Raw genomic sequence first — 18,620 nt, forward strand, 5'->3', positions numbered from 1 at the left:
CGAACTATTAAATATACGCTCACTCCTCCCTCGGCAGTCAATTCGGCCGGGGGATTTTTTGCGTACCGTGGATTCCATGACCACTGCACCCGGCTCCGCCGACGGCATCGTCTACCGCCTCGCCCGCCCGCAGGACGCGGGTGCCATCGAGGCCCTGGACGGCTCCTTCACCACCGCCACGGTCTTCGAGGTCGCCGCCGCCGACTCCGGCTTCGGCTTCGTGCTCCGCGAGGTCCCGGTGGACCCGCCGGTGCACAAGGCGTTCCCGCCCGAGGAGCACGACGAGCAGGGGTTCGCCGGGGCCGGGGGCCGCGCCGGCGCCGTGGACTCGGCCGCCGACACGCGCACCTACGTGGCGCTCGACGGCGGCGACGTCTGCGGCTTCGCCGCCGTCGGCTACGCCGCGTGGAACCGGCGGCTGACGATCGAAGACATCGAGGTGGAGCCCGGCCGCCGGGGACGCGGCATCGGCCGGGCGCTGGTGGAGTGCGCGGACCGGTTCGCGCGCGAACGGGGCGCCGAGCACCTGTGGCTGGAGGTCAGCTCGGTCAACGCCCCGGCCGTGCACGCCTACCGGCGCATGGGATTCACCTTCTGCGGCCTCGACACCACCCTGTACCAGGGCACGCCCGCCGCCGGTGAGCAGGCGCTCTTCATGAGCCGGCCGTGCTCGTGACCTGCACCCGGCCCGGCCCCTGACGCGGCCCGGCCCGTGCCCGCGCGGGTCGGATCGTACGCCCCTTCGACCGCCGCCCGCAGCCCGATCCCCGAAGAGCACTCGGAGGGGTGTTCGGGGCGCTCGAACCGCACGGCGCCGACCTGCCGCATATACAACGGGTCCTTGCTCATTGCGCATTCATCCGGCACGTACGGGGTGGATCAGGTCGGACGGGGGGTAACCGCCCGGGATGGAAATTCTTCACCAGCGCTCCACCACCGCACAGGTGTGGGAAGCGGCCGAGGAGTTCATCCGGCTCTTCCACCGGGAGAATCGGGACGCCGGCGATCCGCAGGCCCGGCTCGCCGCAGTGCGGGCCGAGTTGGCGGACACCGGAAGCTACGTGCACACCCCGCAGGAACTGGTCCACGGGGCGCGGGTGGCCTGGCGCAACAGCAACCGCTGCATAGGCAGGCTCTACTGGAACTCGCTGCGGGTCCGTGACCGCCGCGCACTCACCGACGCCGACGACATCGCCGCCGAATGCTTCGAGCACCTGCGCGAGGCGACGAACGGCGGGCGGGTCAGACCCACGATCACCGTCTTCGCGCCGGACACCCCGGACCGCCCCGGCCCGCTGATCTGGAGCGAGCAGCTCGTCCGGTACGCCGGCTACGGGGACCACCCCTCGCTCACCGTGGGCGACGCGCGCAACGCCCCGCTCACCGCCGCCCTGCTCCGGCTCGGCTGGCCCGGCGGCGCCGGCACCCCCTTCGACCTGCTTCCCCTGGTGGTCCAGGGTGTCCACGACACACCGCGCTGGTTCGACACCCCCGCGGACGCCGTCCTGGAAGTGCCGATCGAACACCCCGACCAGGGCGGCTGGGCGGACTGGGGGCTGCGCTGGCACGCCGTACCCGCCATCTCCAACATGTGCCTGGAGATCGGCGGCGTCCACTATCCGGCGGCCCCGTTCAACGGCTGGTACATGGGCACCGAGATCGGCGCCCGCAACCTCGCCGACACCGACCGGTACAACCTCCTGCCGGCCGTGGCCCGCCGTCTGGGCCTGGACCTCTCCAGCGACCGCTCGCTGTGGAAGGACCGCGCGCTCGTCGAGCTCAACCGGGCGGTCCTGCACTCCTTCGACCGCGCCGGGGTCACCATCGCCGACCACCACAGCGAATCCCGGCGGTTCCTGTCCCACCTGGAACGGGAGCAGCACAAGGGGCGCGAGGTCGGCGCGGACTGGTCCTGGATCGTGCCGCCGATCTCCGGCTCGGCCACCCCCGTCTTCCACCGCACCTACGAGGACAGCCCGAGCAGCACCGCGTACGTCCACCACTCCGGGGCGCAGGAACGGGCCCAGGGGCGAGATTTGGTCTAGACCTCCTGTTAGGGTCGGCTCCGAACCGATCGGCGGAGGGACACGGCATGCGTGACAGGACGGCCGGCGCGGCGGAACACCGGGCCTACATCGGCTCGTTCACGTCGGCGGGCGGGCGCGGTGTCACCACCGCGGCCGTGGATCCGGCGACCGGGGCGCTGACCCCGCTCTCGGTCACCGCCGCCGAGGACCCCTCGTACCTCGCCCTCGCCCGGGACACCGGCCTGCTCTACGCGGTGAGCGAGACGGGGCGGGGTGCGGTGGCCGCCTTCCGGCCCACCGCCGGCGGGCTGACCCCCCTCGGCGCGGCCGTCCGCGTCGGGGGCTCCGGTCCCACGCACCTGAGCCTGGCCGGGGGCCGGTTGCTCACCGCCAACTACACCTCCGGGGACGTCAGCAGCCTCCCGCTGGCCGCCGACGGCAGCCCGGGCGGGCCCGCCGCCGTCCTCGCGCACCGCGGATCGGGCCCCGACGCCGAGCGGCAGGAGGGGCCGCACGCCCACCAGGTGCTGCCCGACCCGACCGGCCGCTGGGTGCTGAGCGTGGACCTCGGCACCGACTCCGTCCGCGTCTGCGCGCTGGAGGAGGGCGGCGGCGCGCTGCGGCTGCACTCCGAGACCCGGCTGGCCCCGGGCAACGGCCCGCGCCACCTCGCCTTCCACCCGGACGGGAAGCTGGCGTACGTGGTGAACGAGCTGAGGCCGCTGCTGACCGTCTGCCGGTGGGACGCGGAAGCGGGCGGCCTGGAACCGGTCCGGGAGGTTCCGGTGCTCTCAGAAGCCCGCTCAGGGGCCGTACGGGACTACCCCTCCGCGGTCGTCGCCTCACCCGACGGGCGCTTCGTCTGGGCGGCGGTCCGCGGCGCCGACGTCATCGCCACCTTCTCCCTCACCGGCGGGGCCGAGGAGCCGCGGCTGACCGGCGTCGCCGACTGCGGCGGTCGCTGGCCGCGCGACCTCGCCGTGGACCCCTCGGGGCGCCGGCTGTACGCGGCCAATGAGCGCTCGGGGGACGTCACCTGGTTCGACGTGGACCCGCTGACCGGGCACCCGCAGCCGGCCGGCTCGACGGCCGTGCCCGCCCCGACCTGCGTGGTCTTCGGCTGACGGCCCCAGGGGTGCGCGGGGTCGTACGACGTGAGGGGCCCCCGCCGCTCGGCGGGAGCCCCTCACGTCGTGGTGGGACGGTTCAGTTCGCAGGGGCGCCCTGGCTGATCCCGAGCGCGGCGGAGTACTGCGCGACGGCGAGCTTGCCGAGCGCGCCGTAGGCGCCGAGCACCTCGGAGGCGGCGCAGTCGGCCTCCTTGCAGGCGGTGTCCAGCAGTCCGTCCGCGGCCTCCGGGCCGATCAGGTACGGGGCGAGCGCGAGCTGCGTGGAGCCCTCGCGGCGCAGCTGCTCGGCGACGGCGGCCACCGAGCCCTCCTGGTCCAGGGCGGCCGCCTTGACCGGCACCGCGAGACGGGCGGCGAGCAGCATGCCCGTGATCCCGGCGGCCTGCACGGCCTCCTCGCCACCGGTGGTGGCCAGCACGATGCCGTCGGCGGCGGTGGTCACGGTGAAGAGCCGGGCGCGGTCGGCGCGGGCCAGGCCCGCCTCGGACAGCCGCACGTGCAGGCCCTCCGCGAGCAGCGGGTGCGGACCGAGTACGTCGGCCAGCTCGGCGGCGGCCGAGGAGTCCATCAGAGCTTGGCGCATCCGGCGGAGCAGATCGCCGTCCGGACCGGCCAGCAGCGGCACGACCACGGCGTCCGGGCCGGTCGGCGCGGGCACCTCCTGGCCGATGGCGCGGGCGAAGTCCGCGCGCGCGGCACGCTCGCTCGCGACCGCGGTCAGGACACCCGACAGCGACGGGAACTCGGAGGCGTCGTCCCCTTCGAGGAAGCCGATCCGGGCGTCGAGGCCCGGCAGCTCGGAGCGGCCGATGCTGATGATCTCTTCCGCGAGCCCCCGCGAGACGGCCGAGGGGGCACCGGGCACGGCGAGCACCAGCGCGGGCGCGCCCTCGGGCGCCACCGCGGGCTCGGGCCGGCGGTGCCGTCCGGTCTGGCGGGGTCGCGGCATTCGTACGGGCAGGCCATTTGCGGGCCCAGTGGGGGAGCTCATGGCGCCGCATGCTACTGGCTTATCGGAACCAGGTGTTCGGGCAGGGCCTTCTCGCGCGGCATCTGTCCGTATTTATCCGCTGAAGAACAGATACCCTCAACTGACGGACGGCAAGCGCCAGTCCACAGGCTGTGACCCCTGTCTCACCAGCAAGTCGTTCGTCCGGCTGAACGGCCTGGAGCCGAAGAAGCCGAAATCGGCGGACCTGGGGGAGGGGTGGGAGGACTCCACCACGGGCAGTTCGCCGAGCAGCGGCCGCAGATTGCGCGCCGCCCGGCCCCACAGGATGGAGACCAGTGGCTTGCCGCGCGCCGCGAGCGCCCGGATGGCCTGGTCGGTCACGGCTTCCCAGCCCTTGCCCTGGTGCGCGTTGGGCCGGCGGGGCGCGGTCGTGAGCGAGCGGTTGAGCAGCAGCACGCCCTGCCGGGTCCACGGGGTGAGGTCGCCGTTCGCCGGGCGGCCGGTGCCGAGGTCCCGGTGCAGCTCCAGGAAGATGTTGTCGAGGCTCGGCGGGACCGGCCGGACCTCGGGGGCCACCGAGAAGGACAGGCCCACCGCGTGCCCCGGGGTCGGGTAGGGGTCCTGGCCGACGATCAGGACCTTCACCTCGTCGAAGGGCTGCTGGAAGGCGCGCAGCACGTGGGCCCCGGCCGGGACGTACGTCCTGCCCGCCGCGATCTCGGCGCGCAGGAAGTCGCCCATGGCGGCGATCTGCCCCGCCACCGGCTCCAGAGCCCGGGCCCAGCCCGGCTCGACGATCTCGTTCAACGGTCGTGCTGCCACGGTGGATCACTCTACTGGCCGATCGTCGCCGCCCGTACGCACAGCACGTCCGGCAGGTGCTCGGCCAGCAGCTGCCAGCTGTCGCCGTCGTCGTGGCTGACGTACAGCTCGCCGTTGCGGTTGCCGAAGTAGATGCCCGCCGGGTCCGCGTCGTCCGTGCACAGCGCGTCGCGCAGCACCGTGCCGTAGTGGTTCCCGGCCGGCAGCCCGCGCGTCAGCGGTTCCCAGGTGGCGCCCGCGTCCTGGGTGCGGAACACCCGGCAGCGGTGCTCGGCCGGCACCCGGTCGGAGTCGGCGTTGAGCGGGAACACGTAGGCGGTGTCCGGCCGGTGCGGGTGGGCGGCCACCGCGAAACCGAAGTCGGAGGGCAGCCCGCCGCCGATGTCGGTCCACCGGGCCCCGGCGTCGTCGCTGCGGTAGACGCCCCAGTGGTTCTGCAGGTAGAGCCGGTCCGTGTCCCCGGCGTCCTGGGCGATCTTGTGCACGCACTGGCCGAACTCGGGGTTCGGATCGGGCAGGAACACCGCCGACACCCCGCTGTTGGAGGGTGTCCAGCTGGCGCCGCCGTCGGTGGTGCGAAACACCCCGGCGGTGGACACGGCCACGGTCACGGCGTCGGGGTCGCGGGGATCGGTGATCACCGTGTGCAGGCCCTCGCCACCGCCGCCCGGCTGCCACTTGCCGCGGCTCGGGTGCTCCCAGAGCGGGCGCACCAGCTCGAAGGACTCGCCCCGGTCCGTGGAGCGGAACAGCGCGGCCGGTTCCGTCCCCGCGTACACCACGTCCGGGGCCTCGGGGCCGGCCGGTTGCAGCTGCCAGACCCGCTCCAGGGAGGCTCCGGTGTCCTGGGGGAACTTCACGGCGGGCGCGGCTGGTTCGCGCCAGGTCGCCCCGAGGTCGTCGGAGCTGAAGACCGACGGCCCCCAGTGCGTGCTGTCCCCGCCGACGAGCAGCCGGGGCGACGGGCCCCGCCGGTCGACGGCGACCGCGTAGACGGCCTGGGCGTTGAAACGGGGTCCGTCGAACTCCCACGGCCCGCCGCCCTGGCGGCGGCCGATGAAGAGTCCTTTGCGGGTTCCCACGAGCAGCAGTACGTCGGCCATGGCCGGCACCTCCGGACGTCGTTGTCCATGCGGGGCGATCCCTGCGGAGCGCTTTCCGGTCAGTCTGCACCCACCCACTGACAGACGTCGCGCGTGAAACACGACCCAGCTTTGTACGGCAGGTCTCGTAGTACGAGAGATTTCGTAGTACGGTGGTTCTCGTACTTAGCCGCCGATCCCCGGCGCACCCGGTTGACCTCTGGAGACCCCTGATGAACGCCGCCTCCGCCGCCCCTGCCGCCCCCACCGCCCTGTTCACGCCGTACACCCTGCGCTCGGTCACCCTTCCCAACCGCGTGTGGATGGCCGCGATGTGCCAGTACAGCGCCGAGGCCTTCGGCCCGAACGCGGGCGTGGCGGGCGACTGGCACTTCGCCCACTACGCGGCCCGCGCCGTCGGCGGCACCGGCCTGATCATCCAGGAGGCCACCGCGGTCTCCCCGGAGGGCCGGATCTCCCCCTACGACCTCGGCATCTGGAACGACACGCAGGTCGAGGCGCTGCGCCGGATCACCTCCTTCCTCAAGGCCCAGGGCACCGTTCCGGGCATCCAGATCGCCCACGCCGGCCGCAAGGCCTCCACCGAGCGCACCTGGAAGGGCGGCGCCCCGGTCGGACCCGAGGGGCACGGCTGGCAGCCGCTCGCCCCGAGCGCCGTGCCGTTCGCCGAGGGGCACCAGGTGCCGCACGAGCTGACGGTCGAGGAGATCGCCGGGATCGCCCGCCAGTTCGCGGCCGCCGCCGAGCGCGCGCTCGCCGCGGGCTACGAAGTCGTCGAGATCCACGGCGCCCACGGCTACCTCATCGGGGAGTTCCTCTCCCCGCACAGCAACAAGCGCACCGACGCGTACGGCGGCTCCTTCGAGAACCGGACCCGGTTCCCCCTCGAAGTCGTGGACGCCGTACGGGCGGTGTGGCCCGAGGAGCTCCCGCTGTTCTTCCGCATCTCCGCCACCGACTGGCTGGAGGAGGACGGCTGGACCGCCGACGAGACCGTCCGGCTGGCCGGGCTGCTCCAGGAGCACGGAGTCGACCTCCTCGACGTCTCCACCGGCGGCCTCGCCCCCGGGGTCAAGATCCCGGTCGGCCCCGGGTACCAGGTGCCCTTCGCCGCCCGCGTCAAGGCCGAGACCACGCTCCCCGTGGCCGCCGTCGGCCTGATCACCGAACCGGAACAGGCCGAGAAGATCCTCGCCAACGGGGAGGCCGACGCGGTGCTGCTGGGCCGCGAACTGCTCCGCGACCCGTACTGGGCCCGCCGCGCGGCGGCCGAGCTGGGCGCGGAGATCCGTACGCCGGAGCAGTACCACCGCTCCTGGTGAGACCGCCCGGGGTGACGCGGGTCCTACGGTGACTCTCGTACGATGGCACGGGCAGCCGAGTGAGTGGAGCAGGGACATGACGGAACGGGACGCGACCCGCACCTGCGCACACCCGGAGCCGGCCGAGATCCGCCTGGAGGGCGTGCTCCACGCGCTCTCCGACCCGGTCCGGCTCTCCATCGTGCGCGACCTCGCGGCCTCGGGCTCGGACCTGGCCTGCTCGTACTTCGACCTGCCGGTCACCAAGTCCACGACCACCCACCACTTCCGCGTCCTGCGGGAGAGCGGGGTCGTCCGGCAGGCCTACCGCGGCACCACGAAGCTCAACGCCCTGCGCCGGGAGGACCTGGAGGCGCTCTTCCCCGGCCTCCTCGACAGCGTCCTCACGGCGGCGGCCGCGGAGGAAGCGCGCCTCGCCTAGGGGGTGTCGACAGGGCCTGCGGCCTCGTACGGGGTATCGCTTCAGCCCGCCCCCGCGCCCGCCCCCGTAGCCGCAGCGCCCAGCAGTCCCTGCCAGTCCGGGATCTTCACCGAGCGGCGGCCCAGGGAACGTCCCAGGTCGGCCTCGGCCGCTTCGATCGCCAGCCAGCCCGGCCACTCCACGGGACGCAGGCCCGCCGCGCGCAGGGCGTCCAGGGGGTCCCCCGGCAGCTCGCGGCGGGCCAGCGCCCCCGCGTCCTGGAGCAGCGAGGACGCGGTCTCCTTGGCGCAGGGGCGGTTCGTGCCGATCACCCCGGTCGGGCCGCGCTTGATCCAGCCCGCCACGTACTCGCCGAGCGAGGCCCGGCCCGCGCGCAGCACCCGGCCTGCGGCGTGCGGGACCGTGCCCTTGGCGGGGTCGAAGGGGAGCCCGGCCAGCGGGACGCCCTTGTACCCCACCGAGCGCAGCACCAACTGCGCCTCGATGTCCTCGTACACGCCCGTCCCGGTGACCCCGCCGTGGCCGTCCGGCGCGGTGCGCTCGAAGCGCATGCCGGTCACCCGGCCGTCGGGTCCGCCGAGGATCTCCGCCGGGCGCAGGTAGAACCGCAGGTCGATGCGCCGCCCGGCGTCGCCCGGCCCGCGCTGCGCCCAGTCGCGCAGTACGTCGAGGTTCCGCCGCGCCACCGCCGGCAGGGCGGCGGCCGCCTCCGGGTCGTCGTAGACGGGGTCGAGCGCGAGCTCGGCGGGGTCGGCCAGGGCGTCCACCCCCGGCAGCGTGCCCAGTTCCCGTAGCTCCTTGGTGGTGAACTTGCCCTGGGAGGGCCCGCGTCGGGCGACCATGGCCACCCTGCGCACCGCGCTGTCCGCGAGCGCGCCGAGCGCGGGCTGCGGCATGTCCGTCGGGGTAAGTTCCGCCGTGCCCCGGGCCAGGATCCGCGTCACGTCCACCGCGACGTTGCCCGCCCCGACGACCACCGCCGCATCCACCCCGTGCAGGTCGAAGTCCTCGCCGACCGCGTCCGGGTGCCCGCTGTACCAGGACACGAAGGCCGTCGCGGAGTGCACTCCGGCCAGCTCCTCGCCGGGGATCCCCAGCAGCCGGTCCCGCGCCGCGCCCACGCAGTACACCACCGCGTGGTACAGCTCCAGGAGCCGCTGCGTGGGCAGAGCCTCCCCGCCGACCTCGACGTTCCCGAGGAAACGGATCCGCTCGTCCTCCAGGACGGTGCGCAGGCTGCCCTGCAGCGACTTGATCTTCTCGTGGTCGGGGGCGACCCCGTACCGCACGAGCCCGTACGGAGCGGGCAGCCGGTCCAGTACGTCGACCCGCACCCCGGGCACCTCGCGTTGCTGCACCAGCGTCTGGGCCGCGTAGACCCCGCTGGGGCCCGATCCGACCACGGCGATACGAAGCACGGTGGAGCTCCTCCCGCAGGTGGTCCCAGCATGACACCCGGCCCCTGCGACGTCAGCCCATCGCGCGCATCCGGTGGATCTCGGTGCTCTGCGTGGCCACCACCTCGGTGGCCATCTCCTCGACCGCCACGTTGTTGCCGCCGGCCAGCGCCTCGCCCGCCATCTTCAGGGCCCCCTCGTGGTGCGCGGTCATCAGCTTCAGGAAGAGCCGGTCGAAGTCGGCGCCCTTGGCTTCGGCCAGCTCCTTGAGCTGCTGCTCGCTCGCCATGCCGGGCATCGCGCCGTGATCGTGGTCGTGCCCGCCGGAGCCCGCCGACGGCGCCGGATGCAGGGCCGCCCACTTCTCCATCGCCCCGATCTCGGGCTGCTGGGCGGCCGTGATCCGTTCCGCCAGTCGTTTGACGCCGTCCGCCGCGGCCCGCTCGGGCGCCAGCGCGCTCATCGTCAGCGCCTGCCGGTGATGCTCGATCATGCCCCGTACGTAGGCGTGGTCGGCGGCGTTCGCAGTGTCGTCGGGCTTTTCCTTCAGGGCCTGTTCCGGGGTGAGGGTGCGGGCCTTCTCGCCCGGCTTGCCGGGGGCGATGACCACGGCCCGGCCGTCGTCGGCCCGGGCTCCCTCGTCGTCTGCCTGGCAGCCCGCGAGGGCCATCAGGAGGCCTGCGGCCGCGACCGCTCCGGTGAATCGGCCGAGCCGCGTTCGTAACGCCTCGCGGCTCCGGGGGGCTTTTGCCATGTCCATGAAAGGGAAGATACTGCCGGGGTCCTGGTTCCGTTCCCTCGCGAACGGAACCGATCGGGCTTTCACGGGAGGGCACAGTGACCTCGCTACACACCAGGAGAGTGCGAAACGGGAGGGTGGGAGTGGTCGTCGCGGCGGCCGGGCTCCTCACCACGCTCCTGGCTGCCGGACCGGCGGCCGCCACCCCCGACCCGGGCGAGTTATCGCCCGGCCTCGGCAACCAGCAGAGCGGCGCGGGCCTCGTCGGGGGCAGGGAGCTCGCCCCGGGCGACATCCCCGGCCAGGACGAGATCGTGCACAGCGCCAACATCAAGCCGCTGGCCAACATTCCCAGCGCCGACCCCACGGTGATCAATTCCGACCTGGCCTTCCAGGGCAGGTACGCCTACGCGGGCAACTACAACGGTTTCACGATCTACGACATCGCCGATCCGAAGGCGCCCAAGACCGTCACCCAGGTGCTCTGCCCGGGCGGTCAGAACGACATCTCCGTCCACGGTGACCTGCTCTTCCTCTCCACCGACTCCTCGCGCAGCGACGACTCCTGCAACAGCGTCTCGCAGCCCGCCACGGAGAAGTCCTCGTGGGAGGGCATCAAGATCTTCGACATCAAGGACAAGAAGAACCCCAAGTACATCAAGTCCGTCGAGACCGCCTGCGGTTCCCACACCCACACGCTGGTGCCGGGCGGCCGGGACATCTACCTCTACGTCGCCTCCTACTCCCCGAACGAGGCCTTCCCCGACTGCAAGCCGCCGCACGACGGCATCTCGGTGGTCAAGGTCCCGAAGAAGGCCCCGACGCAGGCCGCGGTCGTCGCCTTCCCGATCCTCTTCCCCGACGGCGGCAACCCGGGCGGGCCCACCAACCCGGGCGTCTCCAAGACCACCGGCTGCCACGACATCACCGTGCTGCCCTCGAAGAACCTGGCCGCCGGCGCCTGCATGGGCGACGGCATCCTCTTCGACATCAGCAAGCCCGAGCAGCCGCGGGTCATCGACCGGGTGCAGGACAACGTGAACTTCGCGTTCTGGCACTCGGCCACCTTCAACGAGCGCGCGGACAAGGTGGTGTTCACCGACGAACTGGGCGGTGGTGGCGGCGCCACCTGCAACGAGGCCACCGGCCCCAACCGGGGCGCCGACGGGGTCTACGACATCACCGGCAGCGGGGACCAGCGCAAACTCGTCTTCCGCAGTTACTTCAAGATCCCGCGCCACCAGGCCGACACCGAGAACTGCGTGGCCCACAACGGCTCGCTGATCCCGGTCGGCGGCGGCCGCGACCTCATGGTGCAGGCCTGGTACCAGGGCGGCGTCTCGGTGTGGGACTTCACCGACTCCGCCCGGCCCAAGGAGATCGCGTACTTCGAGCGCGGACCGCTGACGACGGACAAGCTGGGCCTCGGCGGGTCCTGGTCGGCGTACTACTACAACGGGCACATCTACTCGAACGACATCGCCAAGGGCCTCGACGTGCTGAGGCTCGACGACTGGCGCACCGACAGCGCCAAGTGGGTGTGGCTGGAGCGGCTCAACGTGCAGAGCCAGCCCGAGTACCACTGACGCCCTGCGGATCAAGGGTGTGAAGGAAACGTTCCGCCGGGCGGTCCCCCGTCCGGCGGAACGCCCAGCTCCCAGTCCAGCCCGTACCGCTGGAACAGCTCGGCCCGCAGCCGCGCCGCCGGCATCGGCGCGCCCGGCAACAGGATCGCCACGACCGCGCCCATCAGCAGCGCCCGCAGGAGCGGGTAGTCCGTGTCCGGGTCCGCCGAGCCGTACCGCGCGACCGTGTCCCGCAGCAGCTCCGCCAGCCGCTGTTGCTCGGGGCACTGCACGAAGCCCTCGGCCGTCAGGATGCCCGCCATGTGCGTCCTCATCAGCAGCGGCTCGTCCCGGGCCAGCCCGAGGACCGCGTCGATGGCGCGCGCCAGCCGCTCGCGCCCGTCGTCGCTACGCGGTCCGCGCTCCAGCGCGGCGTGCAGGGTGAGGTGCATCAGCCGGTGAACCGCCGACTGGAGCAACTGCCGTTTGCCCGGGAAGTAGTACGAGACCAGACCGCGTGCGGCGCCCGCCCGGTCGGCGATGTCGCCGAGGGTGGTGGCCTCGTAGCCGCGCTCGGCGACGAGCTCGACCGTGGCCTGGAGCAGCCGCTCCCGGGAACGTCTGCGCAATTCTTCATTGACCGATGCGCTGCGCGGGGACATGCTTACTCCTGCGTTGACTGGCTCAGAGCCAATATACTCAGCGCACGGGGTCGCCTGCTCTGGGTGAAACGGGGGATCGCCCAGGGCAGGCCCCCCACCCCTACCGCCGCGCCGGGCAGGATCCCCGTCGCCGGACGGATCCGGACGTCGCGAGAGCCACCAGGGTCACGCCCAGCAGCCAGCCCGCGACCACGTCCGACAGCCAGTGCACCCCGAGGTAGATCCGGGTGAAGCCGACGCCGAGCACCGAGACCGCGGCCACCGCCCAGGCCACCGGCGCCCACGCCGGGGCCGGGCGGGGGAGCAGCCACAGGAGCAGCCCGCACACCACCGTCGCCGTCAGGGCGTGCCCGGACGGGTAGGCCGCGTAGTGCGCCGAGTCCACCGGGTCCGACCACACCGGACGCTCACGTCCCACCAGCGCCTTCAACCCCTGCTGCACCGCCGTGGCGACGACCGTGGCCACCGCCACCCGCAGGGCCCGCTCCCGGTCGCCGCGCCGCCACAACAGCACGCAGGCGAGGGCGGCCAGGGCCCGCATGGTCCACGGGTCCCACACCCAGTCCGTGAGCACCCGCATGGCGTGGGTGACCCCGCGGTGGGCGACGGCGTGGGCGTGCAGGTCCCGCGCGACCTGTTCGTCGTAGGAGAGGAGCGGGCGCCACCCCACCACCAGCACCGTCAGAACCGTCCCGAGCACCGCACAGCCGATGCCCGCCCACCGCAAGTGATCGTTCCGCATGGACGGATCCTCGCACCGGCGGGCCGGCCGGCGGCGCCGGGCACGCCCCGGACGCCGGCCCGGCGCGCCCTACGCCAAGGCGCTCAGCCCGGGTACGAAGGCCACCAGCAGCGGAATCGCCGGGACCAGCGTGGCCAGGGCGGTCAGCCGGACCCTGCGGCCCGCCGACAGCCGGGGCGCGGCCGACAAGAGCCTGCGCACCCGCTCCTGGACGTGCGCCTGCGGGGTCGCGGAGGGCCCGAACACCCCGCGGTCCTCGTTGAGTCCGACCAGCGCCAGCGCGATCGTCAGCCGCCCGTACCGCCGCGAGGCCACGTCGTCCGCGGCCATCTCCACCAGCCGGTGCATCTCCGCCTCGAACGCCGCGAAGACCGGCACCTGCGGGAACCCCCGGGCCAGGGCCCGCGAACAGTTCAGCAGCCAGTCGTGCCGGGCCGCCGCGTGTCCCTGCTCGTGCGCCAGCACGGCGTCCAGCTGGCTCCCCTTCAGCCGGCCCAGCGCCGCCGTGGTCACCACCAGCTGAGGGGCGGCCCCCGGCAGCCACCAGGCATCCGGACGCGGCCCCTCCAGGACGACGAGCCGCACGCCCGCGGGGTCCTCCCCGGGCAGGAGCGGGGCCCGCACCAGCAGCTCGGTACCCTGCGCGCGCCGCCGGGCCCGTGCCCGCAGCACCTCGGCGGCCAGCATCGCCCCGGTCCACAGGGCGCCGCCCGCCAGCGCGAGCGCGGTGGCGGTCGCCCACGCGCCGCCCGAGGCACCCAGGCCGTAGGCGTCGACGACCCCGTGCGGGGCGGAGGCGAAGAGCCGGCCGCGCACCGCCTGCCAGGCCGCCGCCGCGCTCAGCAGCATCGACAGCCCGAAGCACAGCAGCACCGCACCCACCACGCACTGCCACGCCCACAGGGCGACGACCGGCTCGCGCTCGGGCCATCGGGCCCGGGCCAGCAGCCGGGGGGCGAGCACCGCGGTCAGGGCGCCGAGCAACAGGAGTGCGGCGGGGACCATCATGTCCGCCAGCCTATGAGCGCGGGGCTACCTGCGGGTATGACCTCGGGTCTTTGGTGACGCAGGACACGTCCCGGGCAGCCGTCACATCGCGAGCAGCATCGCCAACATCCCTATGGCCATGGTCAGTCGGCAGGCGCGGATCACCTCAGGAGGGCCGCCGCGGCGGTCCGGGTCCGGCTGCGCGGCCGGGCCGCCCGCGGTGACCAGCCGGGCTCCGCCGAGCACCACGTACCCGGCGTAGTAGAGCAGGAGCGCCCCGGTCAGCAGCGGCAGTCCGGCGCCCTCCGCGTGCCCGCCCCCGTGGCCGGCACCCTCCCCGTGTCCCGACCCCGCCATCAAGGCCATGTACACCATCGTCAGCGAGCCCACCAGGTGGTGCGCGTGGTGGCCGCCGCCCCGCAGCAGCCACACGGCGTGCAGGGCCGCACCGCAGAAGACCGCCCCCAGAACGGCCGCCCGCCACTCGTCCGCGCGTCCGAGGGGCACCGCCATCAGCGCCATGCCGAAGCCCATCACGGCCTCCCCGCCGCCGCCCGGCCCGCGCACCCGCCACAGGCAGTACCCGCCGCTCACCGCGCTCAGCAGCACCAACAGCCAGGAGGAGAGGGAGGCGGAGAGGGACAGGGTGGAACCGTGCACGGCAAGACCCCCCGGTTCGTCGGCGTCAGGGGGAGAGATGCCCACTCAGGGGGCCCTCACGCCGGTCCGGGTTACGCTCTCCCTGCCTCACCAGGCATGTCATATGCCACCGCACCGAACGGAGCGCCCGATGCCGACCGCCCAGCCCGCCGCCCTGAGCTTCCGCAGTGCCGTGGAGGCGGATGTACCGGAGCTGGTGAAGCTCGTCGAGTCCGCCTACCGCGGCGACGCCAGCCGGGCCGGCTGGACCACGGAGGCGGACTTCCTGGACGGGCAGCGCACGGACCCGGACGGGGTCCGCGCGGTCATCGCGAGCCCGGACGCCGTCCTGCTCGTCGTCGAGCGCGCAGGTGCGCTCGTCGCCTGCTGCCAGCTCGAACACCGGGGGGACCACGCCTACTTCGGCATGTTCGCCGTCCGCCCCGGGCTGCAGGGCGCCGGCCTCGGCAAGGAGATCCTGGCCGAGGCCGAACGCCGCGCCCGCGAGACGTGGGGCGCCGGGGAGATGCGCATGACGGTGGTGAACGTACGGGAGGAGCTCATCGCCTACTACGTGCGCCGCGGCTACCGGCGCACCGGCGAACTGAGCCCCTTCCCCTACGGAGACGAACGCTTCGGCGTGCCGCTCCGGGACGACCTGGCCTTCGAGCTGCTGGTCAAGCCGCTCTGAGCGCCGTCCTCCTCTAGGCGGTGAAGCGGCCGGTGCTGCGGATCTCCGGGAAGTCCGTGGCCGCGCCGTCCAGGCCCAGCGCCCGGGCGAGCCGCAGCTGCTCCAGCGTGTTGACCGTCCAGCCGGTCACCCGCAGTCCGGCCACGTGCGCCGACTCCACGGTCTTCAGCGTGACCCGGCGGATGTCCAGGGCGATCGTCCCGGCGCCCGCGGCCAGCGCACGGCCGACGACGCCCTCGGCGTCGTCGCCGGGCGAGGCCGTGTACAGGGTGGTCCGCACACCCGGAACCAGCCGGGCCGTCTCGGTGAGCACCTCGTCCCGGGAGGAGGCGACCTCCACCCGCGCGGTGAGGTCGCGGCGCAGGATCAGCTCCGCGAGCACCCGGGCGGCGGCCAGGTCCCGCACGGACACGTGCAGGGGCGCCCGGACGGTCTCCAGGACCTCCTCGAAGACCGGCACGTGCTCGCCCTGACCGGCGTCCAGCTCGCGCAGCTCGGCCAGCGTCAGATCGGCGACGGCCCCCGAGCCGTCGGTGGTCCGGTCCACCTCGGGGTCGTGCAGGGCGACGAGGGCGCCGTCCTTGCTCAGGCGGAGGTCGAGGGCGATGACGTCCATGCCGCAACGTTCCGCTTGGCGATACGACCGCAGGGTGTTCTCCGGTTCGACACCCATGACCCCGCGGTGACCGATGGTGAGGAAAGTCAAGGTTCTCTCGCTTCCGTCGACGGCGGCTTCCCGCGCGGTCGCGGTGTCCCGACCGGCCGCGCGATGAGGACGCATGCTAGTGCGCCGAGGGTGCGAAGGGACCGCCCGTGCACCGGCCCGGAAGGGCGCCCCCGGCCGCTTCCCGCCGGGGTTGTGCGCCCCCTGGAGGCGGGGTGCGCGGCTGCCCGCGTCACTCACGCGTGGGCGCGTCCCCTGCGGATTGACGGGGCGCGGTCCCGCCCCCCTGGACCCGGCGGGCAGCCTGGGTCGCGGCGGTTTTCGACGGTCGTCCCGGGACGTTCCCCGGCTTCCCCGGGCCGCCCGCCGTAGTGCCCCAGGCCCGGGAAGCCTTGGCGCGACTGGGCGGAGCCACCGATTCCACCCTGACGAACGGGAAGACTTCCGGTGAATCGGGGGGTGACGCAGGATATTTTCCCGCGTTACCACTTGGCTGGAACAGCCTCGCACGTTTACGCTGCCTTGACGTGAGGTTCTCCTGTGGAGGAAGTGACATGACGGAAACTCTTGTGCCGGGCATCGGCGGGGCCGCGATAACCGCCGGGGCGCGGGTGGTGGACCACCCTGCGTGGCCCGAGCTCAAGGCCGCCGTGGAGGAGATCCGCCCGTGGCAGGCCAAGGACGGCTCCATCGACTTCGACGCCGAGGGCGCCCCCGCCCAGCACACGGCCGAAGCGGCCGTCGGGCGCGTGATCCGTGCCGTCGAGACGCTCTCGCCGTTGCTCCCGCACGCGACCGCGTACCACGAGGCGCTGGTGGGCGACCTGCGCAAGTGGGCCGCGGGCGGCTTCGGGGTCCCGGACTTCCTGGACTCCCTGCTGGCCTTCCAGCCGGCCGCCGAGCGCGCCGACGGGCTCCAGCACCTCGTCGTCTTCCCGATGTACACGCAGAACGGCAACCCGGACCGCAACCTGGAGGCCGTCGCGCTCAAGATGGTGTGGCCCGAGTGGCTCGCCGAGCTGGAGCGCACCCGGTACGACAACCCGCTCTTCCTCGGCATCACCTTCGAGGACTTCACCGCGGGCTACGACACCCACTCCGCCGTGCTCTTCCCGGAGACCATCGCCGTGCGCGAGGCCCCCGAGCGCTTCACCTGGGGCGGCATCTTCTGCGACCGCGAGGCAGCACGCTTCCGCAAGGTCACCCAGGCCGCCGTCGACATCCTCGGCGTCGACCTGCCGGCCGACATCGCCGCCATGGTCACCGACCAGGAGCGCTGCGAGAAGGCCTTCGTGCTGTGGGACATGGTCCACGACCGCACCCACAGCCACGGCGACCTGCCCTTCGACCCCTTCATGATCAAGCAGCGCCAGCCGTTCTGGATGTACGGCCTGGAGGAGCTGCGCTGCGACCTCACCGCCTTCAAGGAGGCCGTGAAGCTGGAGTCCGAGGGCAACGAGCACGGCCGTGACGTGCAGTACGCCGTCCTCTTCGACCGGATGTTCCGCTTCCCGGTCTCCGGCGACCGCAACCGCAACTACGACGGTCTCGGCGGCCAGCTGCTCTTCGCCTACCTCCACAAGCACGACGTCGTGCGCTGGACGGACAACAAGCTGAAGATCGACTGGATGCGCGCCCCCCAGGTCACCAACCAGCTGTGCGCGGAGATCGAGGACCTGTACCGGGCCGGCATCGACCGCCCGAAGCTGGTGCACTGGTTCAAGGCCTACGAGCTGGTCTCGACGTACCTCGCCCCGCACCCCGGGTCAAAGTGGGCCAAGGGCCCCGACGCGCTCGACATGACGCAGCCGCCGCGCAAGCTCGTCGACGACGTGCTTCCGGACGAGTTTCCGCTCAGCATGTTCTTTGAGGCGCTCGCCAAGAAGCTCAAGGGCACCATCGCCTCGACCAAGGGCATCACCGCTCTGAACGCAGAGCAGGCCGAGCGGGTCGCCGCGTGAGCACTCGCCCACAGGAGGCTGCAGAGATGAACGGCTCCGGGAACGGCAACGGAAAGCTGAACGGAGCGGTGGTGGCGGTGGCCGGGGCCGGCGGGCCCGCCGGCCGCGCCACCCTGCTCCGCCTCGCCGAGGCGGGTGCGGTGGTCGTCGCGTCCGACGCCGACCCGGCGCGGCTCGCGGAGGCCGTGGACGCGGCACGCTACGCCCACGGCGGCGCCACGATCACCGGTGACACGGTGGACCTGCTCGACCTGGGCGCCACCCGGGCCTGGGCCGAGACCACCGAGAAGGAGTACGGCCGGATCGACGGCCTGGTGCACCTCGTCGGCGGCTGGCGCGGCAGCAAGACCTTCACCGACGTCGACCTCGCGGACTGGGACTTCCTGGAGAAGCTTCTCATCCGCACGGTCCAGCACACCTCGCTCGCCTTCCACGACGGCCTGCTGCGCAGCGAACGCGGCCGGTTCGTGCTCGTCAGCCAGTCCGGCGCGCACAAGCCGGTCGCCAACAACGCCGCGTACAACGCGGGCAAGGCGGCAGCCGAGGCCTGGACCCTGGCCATGGCGGACTCCTTCCGCAAGGCGGGGGGCGACGAAGGCCCCGGCGCGGCGGCTGCGATCCTGGTCATCAAGGCACTGGTGCACGACGCGATGCGCGCGGAGCGTCCCAATGCGAAGTTCGCGGGCTTCACCGACGTGACGGAGCTGGCCGAGGCCATCGCCGGCGTGTGGGAGCGGCCCGCCACCGATGTGAACGGACAGCGTCTGTGGCTCACTCCGCAACCGTGAGAACCGAT

The 18,620-nt window shown here is 72.9% G+C and carries 19 protein-coding genes; 9 read left to right on the forward strand and 10 right to left on the reverse strand.

Annotation, left to right across the window (positions count from 1 at the left end; translation table 11 throughout):
• Window positions 1–76 precede the first annotated feature (76 nt).
• The 3 genes from AC07DU_RS01470 to AC07DU_RS01480 all read left to right on the forward strand — a co-directional run bounded on the left by AC07DU_RS01470 (window position 77) and on the right by AC07DU_RS01480 (window position 3,151).
• The gene (locus AC07DU_RS01470; protein ID WP_479034820.1) at window positions 77–676 is read left to right on the forward strand and encodes a GNAT family N-acetyltransferase; all 600 of its coding nucleotides are present in this window, start codon (window positions 77–79) and stop codon (window positions 674–676) included.
• A 232-nt stretch (window positions 677–908) separates the two neighbouring features.
• Window positions 909–2,045: a nitric oxide synthase oxygenase gene (locus AC07DU_RS01475; protein ID WP_479108990.1), complete on the forward strand. Its 1,137-nt coding sequence runs from the start codon at window positions 909–911 to the stop codon at window positions 2,043–2,045.
• A 47-nt stretch (window positions 2,046–2,092) separates the two neighbouring features.
• Window positions 2,093–3,151, forward strand: coding sequence for a lactonase family protein (locus AC07DU_RS01480; protein ID WP_479108992.1), 1,059 nt, complete (start codon window positions 2,093–2,095; stop codon window positions 3,149–3,151).
• An 82-nt stretch (window positions 3,152–3,233) separates the two neighbouring features.
• Here AC07DU_RS01480 and AC07DU_RS01485 read toward each other — a convergent pair whose 3' ends face one another.
• The 3 genes from AC07DU_RS01485 to AC07DU_RS01495 all read right to left on the reverse strand — a co-directional run bounded on the left by AC07DU_RS01485 (window position 3,234) and on the right by AC07DU_RS01495 (window position 6,034).
• The gene (locus tag AC07DU_RS01485; RefSeq protein ID WP_360895641.1) at window positions 3,234–4,148 is read right to left on the reverse strand and encodes a sirohydrochlorin chelatase; all 915 of its coding nucleotides are present in this window, start codon (window positions 4,146–4,148) and stop codon (window positions 3,234–3,236) included.
• A 96-nt stretch (window positions 4,149–4,244) separates the two neighbouring features.
• Window positions 4,245–4,931: a uracil-DNA glycosylase gene (locus AC07DU_RS01490; RefSeq protein ID WP_360895638.1), complete on the reverse strand. Its 687-nt coding sequence runs from the start codon at window positions 4,929–4,931 to the stop codon at window positions 4,245–4,247.
• Window positions 4,932–4,942: 11 nt separating this feature from the next.
• Window positions 4,943–6,034 carry a WD40/YVTN/BNR-like repeat-containing protein gene (locus AC07DU_RS01495; RefSeq protein WP_479034811.1) on the reverse strand — a complete coding sequence of 364 codons (1,092 nt, stop codon included), beginning with the start codon at window positions 6,032–6,034 and terminating at the stop codon, window positions 4,943–4,945.
• Window positions 6,035–6,246: 212 nt separating this feature from the next.
• On the opposite strand from AC07DU_RS01495, the gene AC07DU_RS01500 reads away from it, so the two are divergent.
• The gene (locus AC07DU_RS01500) at window positions 6,247–7,356 is read left to right on the forward strand and encodes an NADH:flavin oxidoreductase/NADH oxidase (protein WP_479108995.1); all 1,110 of its coding nucleotides are present in this window, start codon (window positions 6,247–6,249) and stop codon (window positions 7,354–7,356) included.
• 76 nt (window positions 7,357–7,432) lie between these two features.
• Window positions 7,433–7,777: an ArsR/SmtB family transcription factor gene (locus AC07DU_RS01505; protein ID WP_360895629.1), complete on the forward strand. Its 345-nt coding sequence runs from the start codon at window positions 7,433–7,435 to the stop codon at window positions 7,775–7,777.
• Between the two features lie 41 nt (window positions 7,778–7,818).
• On the opposite strand, the gene AC07DU_RS01510 is transcribed toward AC07DU_RS01505, so the two are convergent.
• Together AC07DU_RS01510 and AC07DU_RS01515 are read right to left on the reverse strand one after the other, a co-directional pair.
• Window positions 7,819–9,195, reverse strand: coding sequence for an FAD-dependent oxidoreductase (locus AC07DU_RS01510; protein ID WP_479108997.1), 1,377 nt, complete (start codon window positions 9,193–9,195; stop codon window positions 7,819–7,821).
• Window positions 9,196–9,247: 52 nt separating this feature from the next.
• A complete protein-coding gene (locus AC07DU_RS01515) occupies window positions 9,248–9,934 on the reverse strand; it encodes a DUF305 domain-containing protein (RefSeq protein ID WP_479108999.1) in 687 nt (228 codons plus the stop codon).
• 77 nt (window positions 9,935–10,011) lie between these two features.
• Between AC07DU_RS01515 and AC07DU_RS01520 the strand changes: the two genes are divergently transcribed.
• Window positions 10,012–11,499 carry an LVIVD repeat-containing protein gene (locus AC07DU_RS01520; protein WP_360899441.1) on the forward strand — a complete coding sequence of 496 codons (1,488 nt, stop codon included), beginning with the start codon at window positions 10,012–10,014 and terminating at the stop codon, window positions 11,497–11,499.
• Window positions 11,500–11,510: 11 nt separating this feature from the next.
• Here AC07DU_RS01520 and AC07DU_RS01525 read toward each other — a convergent pair whose 3' ends face one another.
• The 4 genes from AC07DU_RS01525 to AC07DU_RS01540 all read right to left on the reverse strand — a co-directional run bounded on the left by AC07DU_RS01525 (window position 11,511) and on the right by AC07DU_RS01540 (window position 14,529).
• Window positions 11,511–12,140 (reverse strand): TetR/AcrR family transcriptional regulator, encoded by a 630-nt coding sequence (locus AC07DU_RS01525; protein WP_360899438.1) that lies wholly within the window; start codon window positions 12,138–12,140, stop codon window positions 11,511–11,513.
• 100 nt (window positions 12,141–12,240) lie between these two features.
• Window positions 12,241–12,882 carry a phosphatase PAP2 family protein gene (locus tag AC07DU_RS01530; protein WP_479109002.1) on the reverse strand — a complete coding sequence of 214 codons (642 nt, stop codon included), beginning with the start codon at window positions 12,880–12,882 and terminating at the stop codon, window positions 12,241–12,243.
• A 69-nt stretch (window positions 12,883–12,951) separates the two neighbouring features.
• Window positions 12,952–13,890: a M56 family metallopeptidase gene (locus tag AC07DU_RS01535; RefSeq protein WP_360899432.1), complete on the reverse strand. Its 939-nt coding sequence runs from the start codon at window positions 13,888–13,890 to the stop codon at window positions 12,952–12,954.
• A gap of 81 nt (window positions 13,891–13,971) precedes the next feature.
• Window positions 13,972–14,529 carry a DUF5134 domain-containing protein gene (locus tag AC07DU_RS01540; RefSeq protein ID WP_360899429.1) on the reverse strand — a complete coding sequence of 186 codons (558 nt, stop codon included), beginning with the start codon at window positions 14,527–14,529 and terminating at the stop codon, window positions 13,972–13,974.
• 130 nt (window positions 14,530–14,659) lie between these two features.
• Between AC07DU_RS01540 and AC07DU_RS01545 the strand changes: the two genes are divergently transcribed.
• Window positions 14,660–15,199, forward strand: coding sequence for a GNAT family N-acetyltransferase (locus tag AC07DU_RS01545; protein ID WP_479034794.1), 540 nt, complete (start codon window positions 14,660–14,662; stop codon window positions 15,197–15,199).
• A gap of 13 nt (window positions 15,200–15,212) precedes the next feature.
• On the opposite strand, the gene AC07DU_RS01550 is transcribed toward AC07DU_RS01545, so the two are convergent.
• Window positions 15,213–15,905 (reverse strand): glycerophosphodiester phosphodiesterase, encoded by a 693-nt coding sequence (locus AC07DU_RS01550; RefSeq protein WP_479109004.1) that lies wholly within the window; start codon window positions 15,903–15,905, stop codon window positions 15,213–15,215.
• A 512-nt stretch (window positions 15,906–16,417) separates the two neighbouring features.
• Here AC07DU_RS01550 and AC07DU_RS01555 point away from each other — a divergent pair.
• Both AC07DU_RS01555 and AC07DU_RS01560 read left to right on the forward strand, forming a co-directional pair.
• Complete coding sequence (locus AC07DU_RS01555; protein ID WP_360899420.1) at window positions 16,418–17,824, forward strand: DUF6421 family protein; 1,407 nt, start codon at window positions 16,418–16,420, stop codon at window positions 17,822–17,824.
• Between the two features lie 26 nt (window positions 17,825–17,850).
• A complete protein-coding gene (locus AC07DU_RS01560; protein ID WP_360899417.1) occupies window positions 17,851–18,612 on the forward strand; it encodes an SDR family oxidoreductase in 762 nt (253 codons plus the stop codon).
• Window positions 18,613–18,620 lie beyond the last annotated feature (8 nt).

It is taken from the genome of Streptomyces sp. NPDC045695, assembly GCF_056432025.1.